The sequence below is a fragment of the Paenibacillus pabuli NBRC 13638 genome, assembly GCF_001514495.1.
GTDB classification, from domain to species: Bacteria; Bacillota; Bacilli; order Paenibacillales; family Paenibacillaceae; genus Paenibacillus; species Paenibacillus pabuli.
In genome coordinates, this window is the sequence record NZ_BCNM01000009.1 from 190526 (window position 1) to 205277 (window position 14752).

The 14752-nt window shown below is 48.2% G+C and carries 9 protein-coding genes; 3 read left to right on the forward strand and 6 right to left on the reverse strand.

What is annotated here, in order from left to right; translation table 11 throughout:
• Positions 1-34 precede the first annotated feature (34 nt).
• Positions 35-898 carry a helix-turn-helix domain-containing protein gene (locus PPA03S_RS14220; RefSeq protein WP_062323939.1) on the reverse strand — a complete coding sequence of 288 codons (864 nt, stop codon included), beginning with the start codon at positions 896-898 and terminating at the stop codon, positions 35-37.
• Between the two features lie 186 nt (positions 899-1084).
• Between PPA03S_RS14220 and PPA03S_RS14225 the strand changes: the two genes are divergently transcribed.
• The 3 genes from PPA03S_RS14225 to PPA03S_RS14235 all read left to right on the forward strand — a co-directional run bounded on the left by PPA03S_RS14225 (position 1085) and on the right by PPA03S_RS14235 (position 6936).
• The gene (locus tag PPA03S_RS14225; protein WP_082704159.1) at positions 1085-2773 is read left to right on the forward strand and encodes an ABC transporter substrate-binding protein; all 1689 of its coding nucleotides are present in this window, start codon (positions 1085-1087) and stop codon (positions 2771-2773) included.
• Between the two features lie 9 nt (positions 2774-2782).
• On the forward strand, positions 2783-4297 hold the full coding sequence (locus tag PPA03S_RS14230; RefSeq protein ID WP_062323941.1) for a glycoside hydrolase family 43 protein: 1515 nt from the start codon (positions 2783-2785) through the stop codon (positions 4295-4297).
• A gap of 338 nt (positions 4298-4635) precedes the next feature.
• The gene (locus PPA03S_RS14235) at positions 4636-6936 is read left to right on the forward strand and encodes a helix-turn-helix domain-containing protein (RefSeq protein WP_062323943.1); all 2301 of its coding nucleotides are present in this window, start codon (positions 4636-4638) and stop codon (positions 6934-6936) included.
• Between the two features lie 113 nt (positions 6937-7049).
• Here the strand turns inward: PPA03S_RS14235 and PPA03S_RS14240 are convergent, their stop codons facing one another.
• The 5 genes from PPA03S_RS14240 to PPA03S_RS14260 form a co-directional block, all read right to left on the reverse strand.
• Positions 7050-8096 (reverse strand): glycoside hydrolase family 18 protein, encoded by a 1047-nt coding sequence (locus PPA03S_RS14240; RefSeq protein WP_062323945.1) that lies wholly within the window; start codon positions 8094-8096, stop codon positions 7050-7052.
• Positions 8097-8101: 5 nt separating this feature from the next.
• Positions 8102-10735, reverse strand: a complete 2634-nt coding sequence (locus PPA03S_RS14245; RefSeq protein WP_062323947.1) for a transglutaminase domain-containing protein — start codon at positions 10733-10735, stop codon at positions 8102-8104.
• Between the two features lie 7 nt (positions 10736-10742).
• Complete coding sequence (locus PPA03S_RS14250; protein ID WP_062323949.1) at positions 10743-11765, reverse strand: carbohydrate-binding family 9-like protein; 1023 nt, start codon at positions 11763-11765, stop codon at positions 10743-10745.
• 63 nt (positions 11766-11828) lie between these two features.
• On the reverse strand, positions 11829-13115 hold the full coding sequence (locus PPA03S_RS14255; RefSeq protein ID WP_062323952.1) for an alpha-L-fucosidase: 1287 nt from the start codon (positions 13113-13115) through the stop codon (positions 11829-11831).
• Between the two features lie 33 nt (positions 13116-13148).
• Entirely contained in the window at positions 13149-14744 is a 1596-nt protein-coding gene (locus PPA03S_RS14260) for an extracellular solute-binding protein (protein ID WP_062323954.1), read from the reverse strand.
• Positions 14745-14752: the final 8 nt, after the last annotated feature.

Below are 14752 nucleotides of genomic sequence, written 5' to 3' on the forward strand. Positions count from 1 at the left end.
CTCCTTTTTACGTTTATCTTATCACAGGGGAATGTTATAGGGACTGCCTGTACGTTTTGGGAGACATGCCATACGCCTTTGTGAACTGGCGGGTAAAATAATTGCTGTCATTAAACCCGCATTCATAAGAAATTTCCGTAATGGACAGATTCCCGTGTTTTAACAGATAACATGCTTTTTCCAGACGCAGCTTCTGTAAATAGGAAATGGGTGTCATCTGATAGTAGGATCGAAAGATCCGATTCAGGTGCCTTACAGAAATATCCGACTTTCCTGCGATCTCTTCCATGGTCAGGGGTTCCAGATAATGATCCTCGATATAGGAAATGGCATTGGCCAGGTGCATCAGACTAGTGCCCTCGATCCCCTTCTCCTGTGTATCATAGTGCCTCGACAGATAAACAACCATCTCCGTAAAACGGGAGATCAGCATCGTCTGATATCCTTGCTGCTTGCTTTTATACTCCTCAATCATGACAGAAATCAGTGATTCCACATACTCCAAATTGGGAATAGCCAAGGCCATTTTACTCGGATAGGAGTGTATATTACGATAAAACGGCTCCAAAACAAACAATGCCTGAAATCCTTTGGATTTCCTCAGATCTGGTCCGGCGGAAGCGAGCATTTCGGGTCTAAACATAATGTTGCAGATCTGAAAATGAGTCGGATCTTTATATGCATGCGACGTGTCCCCATTGATCACGAATACATTTCCCTTCTTGATAAATGATTCCTCAGTGTTGACGATATGTGTGGCATTCCCATTCAGTACGATCACGAGTTCAGAAAAATCAACATGCCTATGAAGTTCCATGTCTTCGTCGTGTCCGCCATATTGAATGAAAAATGGAAATTCCTGGTCTGATGTAAACCATCTCAAATATGCATTACTCAAAAGATCCCCCTCCACGAACATTGTTGGGTTGAATGTCTATATCATGCTATTACAGGACCGAAAAATCAAGGTTTACCGATCATTGAATCAATATAATTCCTCATGTAGTGATGCAAATACAGCTCAGTTTAAGGGCATATTTGTAAACGCATTCAAGACAATAGCAGATAACATTAGGGGGTTAATATGGTTTATTCGATGAGAAAGATTGCAAAATGCTCTGTCGCACTTACACTCTCCTTAGGCTTATTGGCAGGATGCAGTAGTGGTAATGAAAGCTTGGACGGCAATGAAGGAAATGCCAATGACACTTCACCGATGACGTTGACTTTCTTCGGAGCAGATTCCAACGCGAACTGGAATAAGATGCAGGATGATGTCGGCAAGGAGATTACCAAGAAGACCGGCATTACACTGGATGCCGAATTTGCCGTGTCGGACCCTGCCCAGAGACTGGCATTGATCGCGGCAAGCGGCGATTACCCTGATCTGATCAGTCCAAAAGGAGATTTGGACAAATTGGTTGATGCGGGTGCAATGCTGGACCTTACCGATCTAATCGAACAACATGCCCCAAACATCAAGAAACTGTTCGGTGACCAGATCAAGCGTTTGCGCTACAGCAACGATGACCCGTCCATCTATGTCATTCCTACCTACTCGGCCATCGATGGAGTCAACTTCGTGGCAGGTGCAGGTTTCGAACTGCAGCATTGGGCTGTGAAAGAGGCGGGATACCCTCAGATCAAGACATTGCAGGATTATGAGAATGTCATTCGATCCTACCTGGATCAGCATCCTACCGATGAAAATGGCAATAAAAATATTGGCTTGTCCCTGAATGCCGATGATTGGCATATCCAAATTACCGTGACAAACCCTGCTGCCGAGACTACGGGCAAATCAGGCGATGGTGAATACTACATCGATCCGGATACGCATGAAGCAACTTACCATTTCCGCACTGAGGGTGAGAAAGAGTATTTTCAGTGGCTTAACCATATGTATAATACCGGATTGCTTGATCAGGAATCATTTGTTCAGAAAAACGACCAATATCTGGCCAAAGTCGCATCAGGTCGCGTAATCGGTCTGATTGATGCCGACTGGGGTTACTCCGATGGGGAAAAAGCACTGAAGTCATCAGGAAAAAATGATCAAACCTATGGACATTATTCTGTCATGCTGTCTGATCAGTACAAGGATAATCGCTACCAGTCCACAGGTTTCATGGCTGGCTGGGGAGTTGGAATAACCGAAAATGCTGAAGATCCGGTTCGAGCCATTAAATTTCTGGATTTCCTCGCTTCCGAGGAAGGTCAGATCCTTAACTATTGGGGTGTAGAGGGCAAGCAATATACCATGGAGGACGGCAAGCGGGTTGTGCCTGCGGATGTGCAGCAGCGTATAATCAATGACAATATTGCCTTTACCAGAGAATCCGGCGTAGGCCTTTACACCAATATCGGTGGTCATTACGGGGATGGCGTCAAGGACTCGACGGGCAATTATTATACCAAGAACTTCCCTGAGCAGATCATTGAGAATTATACGGATGCAGAGAAAGAAACCCTTAAAGCTTATGATGCTACGACCTGGATGGATCTGTTTCCAAATGAGAAGGACTTCCCTGTAAAACCATGGGGAGCGGTATGGAACCTCTCTGTGCCAAGTGATGATGAAATCAACATCATAGCTAACAAGGTGAAGGATATTACATGGAAGCAGATTCCGCAGGCTGTCATGGCGAAACCGGAACAATTCGATGCCATCTGGAATGACTATCAGCAGAAGCTCATTGATGCAGGGGTCGAAAAAATGGAACAAGGATTCACCAAATACGTCCAGGATCGCGTTAAACTCTGGAATGAATAGGAGCACAGCATGAAGAACTACATTAACCCCGTGATTCCGGGCTTCTATCCTGATCCCAGCATCTGTCGGGTAGACGAAGATTATTATCTGGTAACCAGCACATTTGAATATTTCCCGGGTGTACCCCTTTTCCACAGTAAAGATCTGGTGAATTGGCGCCAGATCGGTCATGTTCTCACTTCTGTCGAACAGCTTCCGCTCGCCAATGCGGGCAGTTCCGGCGGCATTTATGCGCCGACCATACGCCACCATGATGGTTGGTTCTACGTGGCAACTACCAATGTAAGCGGAGGTGGCAATTTCTATGTACGAAGCAGGCAGCCTGAAGGACCTTGGTCCGATCCCATTTTTGTTACCCAGGACGGTATAGATCCCTCCCTATTCTTTGATAACGATGGTCGTGTATACTTTCAATCCGCCTGTAATGGCGCTGAGGGTGAAGGGATCTACCAATGTGAAATTGACATCTTGACAGGTCACAAACTGACAGAGAGCCAATTCATCTGGAGGGGAACCGGCGGTGCTGCACCTGAAGCCCCTCATCTGTACAAAATAAATGGTTTCTATTATCTAATGATTGCCGAAGGGGGAACCGAATACGGGCATATGGAAACCATCGCGCGAAGCACTGATCCATACGGGCCGTTCGTTCCCTGCCCTCACAATCCGATCCTGTCGAATCGAAGCATGAAAAGCAGTATTCACGCCACTGGGCATGCGGATCTTGTGCAAGCTCATGACGGGAGCTGGTGGGCGGTATGCCTGGGAATACGTCCTGCCTCTTATCCGATGCGTCACCATTTGGGGCGTGAGACATTCCTCGCACCCGTGTCCTGGACAAGTGACGGCTGGCCGATAATGGGTCATAACGGACAAATCGAGCCTGTCATGACCCGTCCGCAGCTGCCTGAAGTCCGGTGGCCCTACAAGGCAATTCGGGATGATTTTGACAAGCCATCGCTCGGTCTGGACTGGATATTCCTGCGGAACCCGACTCCCGGGAGTTGGTCACTGAACGAACACCCGGGCCACCTTGTCCTGCGAGGGAACGCTATGTCTCTTAATGATGGTGGAAATCCAGCCTTTATAGGTCGTCGCTTAAGCCATTTTTTATGCAACATCGCTGCCAAACTGAACTTTGAGCCAACCTACGATGGAGACGAAGCGGGATTGACCGTCCATATGAATGAGAACTATCATTATGATTTGGCTATAAAGCGGATTGATGGTCAGAAAAAAATGATATTTCGGCGAACGGTCGGTTCATTAAGAACCGAGGAAATTCAGGATTGCGGAGCAGGACCTGCGATATTACAGATTCAGGCCCAGCGTGATACTTTTACTTTCTCCGTACAGCAAGGTTCAACAACTGCTGCCATACTTGGCTCGGGCGAAACACATCTGCTCTCTACTGAAGTGGCAGGTGGCTTCACAGGAATCATTATGGCCATGTATGCCCACGCCCCATCGGGAGAAGGTGCCCTCAGCATGTTCGATTGGTTTGACTACGAACCGCTGGATTAAATAATGGTGTGACCTTCGAATTTTAATGTAAAAACTATAATATTACCTCTATAAAATTATCCCCTTCAAGTAGATACTCTTTAAAAAGCCTTGTGTGGTAACATAAGGAAAGGAGTGAACTTGAAGGGGATTTTGCTATTGTTATTTTTCCATTAACTCTTTCAAGAGACTTTCTGCACGACTCTTCTTAGATTCAGAAAAGATTCATTGATTTATTATAGAAGTTCTCCTAATATTTTTAGTAGGAACACCCAGCAGCTCGGCATCATGGTAATACTTCACTGACTTTATGAGAGCGCTATCGCTGCAGCTCTAAAGAAAAACGGGAGGTTGCAGATATGAAATGGAATCACTTCAAGTCCAAGCTTCTGCTTAAGTACACACTATCCTATATCTCCATTTTCCTTATACCTCTTGTTATATTAACCATCATTATTTATCACAATGCTGTGGACACGCTCCGTTCAGAGATTGAACAGACTAATGTCAATCAGTTGACCCAAGCAAAAACGGTCATTGATGACCGCATGAAGGAATTGCAGGACATCGCATTTCGTATCGCCTACGATGAGCAGCTAACCCGTTACTGGACCCACCATCCCTACTATAGCCGGGAATCGATTAGTGCCTTGGTCAAATACAAAGCCACTAGTTCCATTATCGATGAGCTATTCCTGTTCTTTCGTGGAGATGATAGCATCTACTCGTCTCAGGGCTCTGAGAACCTGGATGTATTCACGGGCCGCTACAAATTTAATACATGGAACAAAACGGACATGATCCGAGATTTGAATAATGTTCAGTTCCCCACGATACGACCAGCCGAGCAAGTCGTTCAAGGAACCAAAGTACCCAATTCCATGCTCGCCTACCTTGTACCGATTGCACCTAACAATACGCCCGCCCACGGAACTGTCATGTACCTGATTCACGAGTCCAATCTGACCGGATTGATTGATTCCATCCTCAGCGACTACCATGGGATGACTTATATTTTCGATAATTATGGGCAGGTGCTGGCCGCCAATTATAAGGGGGAAACCATTACCGAACAGGAAGTCAAAGCTCTGTTTGAACTTGATCCGGGAACACACAGCCTCTCCTTAAATCAAGAACCGCATTCGGTTGTGTCCGTCAAATCAGAAGCGGGCTGGACTTATGTAACCGCTATGCCAAGCAATCAATTTTTCAGCCGAATCGTCCATATTCGTACCTTTGTTGTTCTTGTTTTCTCCTTCGTCGTGGCGATGGGCACCATCCTTGCCATTATGTTGGCCCGGAGACAATACCATCCGATTTCAGATTTAATGGAGTTCATTCGGTTGAAGAATGATCCCGAAACATCTTCAACAACCAACGAGCTTGAATGGATTAAGAAAACGCTGCACGATTACAGTCAGCGCGTGGACCTTCAGGAGCCCTATGCTCGCAACCATATTCTGTTGATGCTGCTGAAGCACGGTCATACCGGAGATTTCCCCGCAGAATACACGGACAAGCTTGGTATTCACTTCAACCGATCCCATTATTTTGTCATGACCATGGGCTGGGAAATGCATGCTTTTCCTATCGGCGATAACCCTGAACAGCGTACGGTCATGCAGCTGATGAGCGATTTAGAACTGCCGGAATTGTCTGCGTATGCTTACGGCGTGGAGCTTCCACAACCAGACCAACTGGCTCTCATTGTCGGATTTAATGCCGAAATTGGACATGAAGCCAGTCTGAAAGCTCGTATCGAGCCTATCGTCGAAAAGCTGCACAGAATGGTAACAGAACACACCGGTATCGCTCCCGCAATCGGAATAGGCAACCGATATAGTTATCCGGAGCAGTTAAATCAGTCCTACATCGAGGCCTCGACTGCTCTGGAAGCATCGATGCTGCATGGGCAGGGCAGCAGTACCTTCTTCAATGCCCTTTCCGGTTCAGGTTCTGAGGATTCTTCCTTCTGGGTCCCTAAGGATGTGCTGCTGAAACTAGTTCAGAGCTTGAAACAGGGCAGTTACGATGTGGCGGTTCAGGTGGTATCGACCGCGTTAAATACCCTGAAATCCGAAATGCCGTCTGTACCGCTGCTGCGCTGCATCTGCTTTGATATTCTGAATACGATGCTCAAAACGGCCTCGGAACTTGGCATTCATCACGTAGTTAATCAACTTCCAAGGATCACTTCCTACGACTCATTGGAGGATTTGGAGAAAAAACTGACAGGACTTGCCGCCGAGATCTGTGCCCATGTCGAGGCGAAGAGCGAGACGGAAGAAAGCTCCCTGATGGATGAAATCGTTGCTTATATTGATGCCAATTTCTCGGATTATGATCTTAGCCTGGGTACGATTTCATCGAAATTCACGATCTCTTCATCGTATTTCAGCCGTTCCTTCAAAGAGAAGATCGGCATGAACTTTACCCAATATATCTGGCAGAAACGGATGGATGAGGTCATCCGACTGCTGCTGCATACTACCGACCCGTTAAAAGATATCATCACTCGCGTCGGTTATCTGGACACACCGAACTTCATCCGCAAATTCAAAAAAGAGACCGGTTATACCCCAGGGCAGTACCGCAAAATGCACCGTCCCAACGACTCCTCCGATTCCCCGGATGATGATGACGAGGAATGCCTTGGATAATGGAAGGCTTCGTGAAATAAATAGAAACCTCCCCGAACCTTTTGGTTAGGGGAGGTTTTGTATGTTTTTGGCTCATTTAGTAAAGCCGATCCTTCGCATCCGACTCTCTTCTTCTATTTCCCTACCGGAACATCTTGAAGTCCTTGATGTATTGCACCCAACAGACGATGGGTCGGATCACAGCCGTATTCCCAGAACATAATACCAGCCAGTCCCTGATCCTTCACGTAATCGCATTTGCACTGAATCGATTCTTCATCATCATAAGATATTAGGCTGGACCCATTAAAGAGAAACGGAGCGCATGCTTCCTCATCCCAATAACGGACGAAACCATTCTTGTTGATGTACTTCGCTTCCAGTTCGGCAAATGCCGGACCGTAGCCGCCTGTACTACCGGCCATTTGGTGAAGGCCGTGGTTTCGGTCAGGAACCTCAGTCCAGATCCGGGAGTAGAACGCAGCACCGATAACGATCTTCTCCTTTGGTACGCCGGCACGGATGAACAAGTTCACGGAAGCATCTGTACTAATTCGGAACAGATCTCCGGTTGGTGTATACAGATTCGTATGATGTCCGGTCAGAACCTGAAAACCGCCGCGCATATCATAGGTCATCAACTGCACAAAGTCCAGGTACTGCTGCACCTCAGCCATCTCTGTACCGTCTACGTAGTATTGATCAGCCCCTGCCGCAATGGTGAGCAGATAATGACGGCCATCCTCGGAGCCCTTGGCATCCAGCGTTTCCCGGATCGTTTTGAGAAGTAAGGTGAAATTCCGTTTGTCATCAGGACTGGATGCGATACCAGCTTCACCGTAAGAAGGATACTCCCAGTCCAGATCGATTCCGTCAAAAGGGTATTCCTCCAGCACCCTAACCGCTGATGCGGCCATACTGTCCCTCCCCGCCTGGGTTGAGGCAGCTTCAGAGAAACCACCAGCGCTCCATCCGCCTACGGACAGCAGCACCGTTAGATTCGGATGCTCCCGCTTAATATTCCGGATAACCTCTTCGTTTTTTAAATGCTCAGTGGTGATTTCATCATTCTTGACATGTCCAAAGGCTACATTCAGATGTGTTAACTTCAACAGATCCTCATCTGTTATGTCGGGAAGAACAGAATCGACGACATAACCAGCAGCAATATATTCCGTCATTCTCTTCACTCCGATCCATTCAATGATTGAGATATCGCAGCAGCAATCTGCAGAGCTTCCTTGCCTGTACCAATCTTGTACCCGGAGGCCGAGTATCGGATTTGATCCTGATTATCCAGCACGAACAGATGCGGATAGCCCGCTTCGTGAGCGGCAGGTTTCGAAATGAAACCGGACAAGGACGCATAGCTTGAATCCCGGACAAAAATCGTACGTACCGGCAGCTTCGGATAAACCCCATAGTCAAAGGAGGCGTTCCATTCTGTATCTCCGATCACCAGCACGATTGGCACACCCAGCTTATCCAGCGGTTCAGCCAGCTCACACAGCTCACGAATCAGATGCTTGGTCGGTTCCCGTTCTGGTTCAATCCACGCAGCAATGGCCCCCTCTGATCCCAGAAGAGCCTTCATTACCACCTCTGAACCATCCAGACGAGTCAGCTCATTGCCGGTTGCCAGTTGGCCAAGCACAGGGATGTCTACCACCGTCTCGCGATAAGTCAGTACTACTTCCGTGGTGTCTCCAGCACGAACGGTGCAGTAAATGAAGCGGACTCTTACCGTTCCATCTTTCAGACGGATACCAGTCGTTAAGCGATAAGCTCCCGGTTCAACCTCAAATGGATCGCTGTAGATATCGGTGTGACCATATGGATAAATCAGCGTTTTGTACACGCCATCCTCCAGACGGGCCAACGAGAAATTCTCCGCATAGGATGCTGACGGCACATCCTCCCGAGCCTCAGAATCCTTGAGAAGTTGCAGCATCCCCCAGCTTGAGCTCTCCTGATTTCGAGAAGAGGTGAGACTGAACACCGCATCCTCCCAGCCTTTGTCACTAAGATACTGCGGTTTCTGCTCGCTCGGATGCAATCTGGCCGGAATGCCCAAACTCCGGCACACAGCGACAAACAGAATATCAAGCGACTGTGGATCTCCCTTCATCAGGCTGTAAGTACCTACAGGGTTTCCCTTGCCTTTCAGGTTAGGGAGATCCTCATAATACGAATAGCTCTGTTCCAGCTTGCATACAAGCTTCGAAGGATCTTCCCTGAACGCCGCTGCTTCTTCCTCGGAATAAGCATTCTGGAATACGGATCGATAAGGCACCATCATTTCATAGGAGATTCTTGGGCACAGGATGTACTTCACAAACGTCTCTTCTGCCCATTGTCCACGCTGCGAAAGTGAACCTATAAGATGATCGTCCAGTGTCAGCCGAAAAGTATCGATCAAGTCTTTTTCGTTCATCGACTCCAGCAACTGTAGTGGCCACTCACCAAATTCACTGGAACGTTCCTCTAGGAAAGCAGCGATTTCGCGGCTGTTGCCCCGTGCCTTCTGTAGAATATCCCATACCTGCTCCGGAGGCAGTCCAGTTGTATGAGCCAATGCAAATGCATCTTCCTCACTCAGGAATGTATCCTCATATCCACTCCGAATCTTCGTGCCTTCCTCCAGGCGGCGGTTGTGATCCCGGATCTTCTCTTCCGGTAATGCAGTCACCACTTCTCCCTCCCCTTCCGGAGGAGGAACCATATCAAAATCCACGATCCCTGATGGCTGCTCTGACGAATCCAACATGAGCTCAACATGATCGCCGTCCTGAGCTTTGAATAGAACTTCACCCCACTTGCCACCACTAACCGCACGAATCACTAGGTCGCCATGACCTGTCTTAAAGGAAGCATCTCCCTGTGCATCAGTCTTGATTTCGGCGATGGGATAAAATTCAGCACTATTGTATAGCTCAAAGCGGACACTCGCTTCAGGCACGGGCGCACCCTGCTCATTTATTACCTTCACGCAGATGGTATGCGCTGGCGCATAGTTCTCCAGTAAATTGATCTCCGTATATCCCTTCTCTGAGAGTGTTATATCCTCGGGTCCCGGATAGTCCGCAAATATTCTCGTATTAATCAGCATGGCCCTGCGGGCTGGCGGACTGAACCACCCTTGATTCAATCCGGCTTCCGGCTCGCATGCCCCAATGTAATACCACTGGCCGTCCGCCCAGGCTTCTACCCAAGCATGATTGCTGTCACAGTGAGCCCAGCGTGGTGTGTAGACCTGACGGGCAGGTATGCCGATGCTACGAAGAGCGGCTACCGCCAGCGTGGATTCTTCTCCACAACGGCCGCGGGCATTCCGAATCATCGTCAGCGGCGATATCGTCCGCAGATCGCTGCCAATATAAGTCGCTTTCTCATGACACCAGTAATTGGTCTCCAGAATGGCATCCGCCATGGATAACTTCGCTGTCCGGTCAGCCAACTCGTCAAAGATAATGCCACGGAAATCTTCAATATTCTCTGTATTGATTCGATAGGGGAGCACAAAATGCAGAAACAGATGATCTGGTACGCGTCCCCCCCAAAGCACACGCTTCCGAATGTCCAGTGCCCGACGCACATGACTGAGGAACAGTTCCCCATCATAATCAGCCAGGTCGTTCACCGGCATGTAGGCATAAACATATTTCAAAGCCCATGCCTCTTCTTCAGTTAATGGCTGCTGAAACACATGAAACAGTTTATCTTTGCGGGCATCCGCAAAGTTTAACTTCTCCTGGAACTTCTGCTCGATCCGCTCCAAGGACTGTGCATCCATCGAGGACACCAAGGTTTGGCTGGTCATCGCTAGCTCACTCCTTCCACAGCTTTCCGTCTTCCCGAATGCAGATTAAATGTGTGCCGTCCGAGGAAGGCGTACTAATCTGGAATAGGCTACGGGTCGTTTCAATTACAGGCTGGCAAATCAATGTTTCCTCACCCATAAGTAACTTCACATCCTGCGTAAATTCACCATGGGCTTCAAAATAATTGCGTTCACGGTAATAGAGTCTGCGAAGCTCCCATTTGATTCGTTCGTCTTCCGGCAGCTCAAGGAACTGATCCGTTCCGTCATCCGAAAATACGACATATCCCCATAGCTCCGGATAATGCATGTTGATAATACCCATGGGCGACCAGACCCAGTTGTCCTCCGGATAAGGTTTGCCTGTATCCGGATTCAGCACCTTGCGGTACTCACCATCCTGCACCTCAGTCTGCCATTCCACCCGTGAGAAGTTGACACGCCAGAACTCACCCGGTGCAGGAGGACGGTTGCCTTCTGCACATTCCTTTAGGCTGGTCCAGGGAATCGCGACCTCGACGCTCCATTTTCGGTTATCGGCGCCAGGTGTGTTCAGCTCCCCATCGATATGTACGGCTGTCTTGAGACCGCTGATATCCCAACCGTTGACCGGAGGTCCACCATCCCGATATGGCTTCACCAATAACAGGTCCCATACCGTATTCAGCGCATTGATCTCGAACTCATAATATTGATGGGTATCCCCGTCGGGATCGATAAAAATCTCAAAATCATTGTCATAGAAAATAACAGAATCCCGCTCGGTCAACGTAGCCCATATCTGATCTTCAATCAGTTCGGCAGCAAAGTAGAAATAGTCGTCATCCCACAGCATTTTTACCCGAGTCTGTTTTCCGGGTTTCGGACGAAGATCCCCTTCGATATCAACGAAATCATCCGTCCAATGAGCTGCATCCCAGAACGCCTTATCTACGCGGCCGTCCAGCATCAGCGGTTCCTGCGCACGCTTGCATATATAATGTTTGGGAGCATACTCAATTTTCGGCTCAGGTACTCCACTTTGGTTCATATCGCTCTCTCTCCGCTTCATGAGGGAGGGCATGCATCTATAGGTGCATGCCCTCCCGTAATGTTAGTTATGGGTAACAACGGCTCCTGAACCGCCGTACATTTCCAGTTCCTCGTCGAATTCAAGCTTAAGAACCGTCACCTGCTCATGTGTGTCCTCCGGGGTCATTTTGATCCACGTTGTCCCCGGGATATTGAACCAAGGCACGCCCCCATGAATCTCATGATTAAGTTCTTTGCCTGAATGCAGCACAGTAATCTTCTTGATCTTATTGCATAGTCCCTTGATGCATACATTCTCTTTTGGCTCATCATAAACAAACAGGTACAATGTCTTTCTGTCCTCGGATACGGTGCTTCCCCCCAGATAATATCGAGGCATAATACCTTCACCCGTTCCGAAGACGGCCTCTTCATGGGTTCGGATCCATGCTCCCAGTCCAAGCAGAATATCCTCCTGCCTCTTATCAATGGTGCCATCCTCGCGTGGACCGATATCCAGCAGCATGTTGCCTCCCATCGAAATACAATCACAGAACATCCGAATGATCTGATTTAACGATTTGTATTTATGGTCTGTTGGCACATAGCCCCATGATGTGTTGATTGTGGTGCAGAACTCCCATGGTCCCTCTGGTCTTGTGATCGGAATACCTTGCTCCGGCGTCTTATAGTCCCCATAACCTTGAAGGCGGGAGTTGATGATGACATCCGGGTTAAAAGATTGCAGGTAGTGCTTGAACTCCGGCAGATTCCACTGCTCGGCGCTTCGCTCCCAGTCCCCATCGAACCACAGCAAATCCACCTTTCCGTAATTCGTCATGATCTCCCGAAGCTGGTGGTTATTGAACTCAAGGAATTTTTTCCATTTCTCCTGATCCTGAACACCATCCACAGGGCTTGAATGCCGATTGACACTGCTGAGATCCTCGGGTACTTTTCCACCTTCAAACACGCTAGGATAATCCGGGTGCGACCAATCAATCAGCGAAAAGTACATCCCCAGATGAATGCCCTTCTCCCGAATTGCTTCCGCATATTCCCTCACGAGATCCCGATTCGCTGGTGTCTGTTTAACAACATTGAGGTCACTATACTGCGTATCCCACAGAGCAACACCATCATGATGCTTCGTTGTCAGCACGGCGTATCGGGCTCCCGATTTCTCAATCAAGTCCGCCCACTTCTCCGCATTAAACTTCGATGCCGTAAAGCCGTCCAGCTGCTTCATGTACTCTTCGTAGGAGATCCTTCCATTATAGAAGGACCACGATTCCGAAACCCCGTCCACAGCATAGATGCCATAGTGGATGAATATTCCCAGCTTGGCCTCTTCAAACCATTTCTGCATCCTTGTTCACACCTCTTTCTGGAGTCCTTGTTCTTATTGGCCTGTGTTCCAGCGATCGTAGGCCCCTTGATACAGTTCAACGATACGGTCGCTGCCCATTTTTTTGATCTGCGCAATATACTTATCCCAGTTCTCAAGCGGCTCTTGGCCTGTTACGAACTTCGCTTCCATCTGCTTGACGTACGTATCCAGATCAGATAATAGAGCGGTCGCTTCGCTTTGCTCTTCATTTGTTAAATAAACGTTAGGGAATGGTGATTTTCCGATAGGCACCAACTTCTCTTGATTCTGCTGGTCAAGCCATTCGTCAAATTCGGTGCGAAGACCTTTCGCTATATCCGGATCATTAATACCCGGTGTCAAAATGCCATAGTTCGGCGTGATTTTACCGCGATATTCCTCACGATCCCCGCCACCAGGAACAGGCAGCCACTCTTTTACGAGATTTTCCTTGTCTTTGAACTTCCACAGCACACCTTCAGGACCTTGATTGAACAGGGTCGCCCCATCATAGCTGTACAAATAATCGATCCAACGCATGGTTGCCTCAGGGGACGGGTTGCTGCTCGTAATAGCAAAGGTTCCACGTGCCGATATGCCCGGGTGTTTACCGTATACAGGTGAGTCTGCGATCTCACTCTTCACTGGTGTCATCAGCGGATGTTTCGTGCTAGGCTCGCCGCCGAGCGTGAAGTATGGATGGTAGTCATTGAACAGCGCAAGCTTGTTGCTTTCGCCTTTTGCTTTTTTCTGATCGCCTGTTTGGGAGAAGGTCTCATGATCTAGCAAATCTTCTTTCCACAAGCGGTTCATGAACGTCAGATAACCTTTGTAGCCTTCTTCTTGATAAGGATAGTGTACTTTTCCGTCCTTATCCGCGTAGATTCCTTCGTTGTACATTCCCCAGAATCCGAAGAAGTACATACGAAGATCATCCAGTTTTACAGAAGTAAGCGGAATTTCATCTTGTTGTCCGTTGCCGTTAGGGTCTTCTTCCTTAACACGCTTCAGGTACGTATATAATTCCTCCGTAGTCTTAGGTTCCTCTACATTAAGCGCTTTTAGGAATTCCCCGTTATACCACATCGGGCCTCTGTACCACACGGCAGCCGTATCGATAAATGGCAGTGCATACATATGTCCGTCAGGCGTTGTAAATGATTTGCGAACATCCGGGTTTTCGTCGAGAATCTTCTTAATATTCGGTGCATAGCCCTCATCAATGTATTTTTCCAGTGGGATCAGAATGCCTTGAGTTCCATAAGTAACCTGCTCAGCTGGCTTGAGATCCGCAGCATAGAACATATCCGGTAAATCGCCGCTCGCGAATACCAGGTTCTTCTTTGTTTCAAAACTGTCGATCGGCGAAAGCTGGTACTCCAGCTTGATGCCTGACAATTTCTCCATCTCTTGCAGGACTGGCATCGTGTTCCAGTCGGCTACGCCCGCATCCTGGGACATGACCTTTAACGTAAGTGGTTTGTCCACAATCGGGAATCCTTCTTTTTTGACCCCTTCGACATTTGAAGTCGCAGAACCTCCATCTTCATTGGAACCACAAGCTGCAAGCAATGCTGCTGATAGGGTAAGGCAGAGTACAATGGATGAAGCCTTGCGAAGCTTTTTCATGACGACAA

What these genes read in the sequence shown, in the direction of transcription:
- PPA03S_RS14250 (WP_062323949.1), bottom strand. Translation starts at nt 11,765, where the DNA reads ATGAACCAAAGTGGAGTACCTGAGCCGAAAATTGAGTATGCTCCCAAA.
- PPA03S_RS14225 (WP_082704159.1), top strand. Translation starts at nt 1,085, where the DNA reads ATGGTTTATTCGATGAGAAAGATTGCAAAATGCTCTGTCGCACTTACA.
- PPA03S_RS14240 (WP_062323945.1), bottom strand. Translation starts at nt 8,096, where the DNA reads ATGACGGAATATATTGCTGCTGGTTATGTCGTCGATTCTGTTCTTCCC.
- PPA03S_RS14260 (WP_062323954.1), bottom strand. Translation starts at nt 14,744, where the DNA reads ATGAAAAAGCTTCGCAAGGCTTCATCCATTGTACTCTGCCTTACCCTA.
- PPA03S_RS14235 (WP_062323943.1), top strand. Translation starts at nt 4,636, where the DNA reads ATGAAATGGAATCACTTCAAGTCCAAGCTTCTGCTTAAGTACACACTA.
- PPA03S_RS14255 (WP_062323952.1), bottom strand. Translation starts at nt 13,115, where the DNA reads ATGCAGAAATGGTTTGAAGAGGCCAAGCTGGGAATATTCATCCACTAT.
- PPA03S_RS14245 (WP_062323947.1), bottom strand. Translation starts at nt 10,735, where the DNA reads ATGACCAGCCAAACCTTGGTGTCCTCGATGGATGCACAGTCCTTGGAG.
- PPA03S_RS14230 (WP_062323941.1), top strand. Translation starts at nt 2,783, where the DNA reads ATGAAGAACTACATTAACCCCGTGATTCCGGGCTTCTATCCTGATCCC.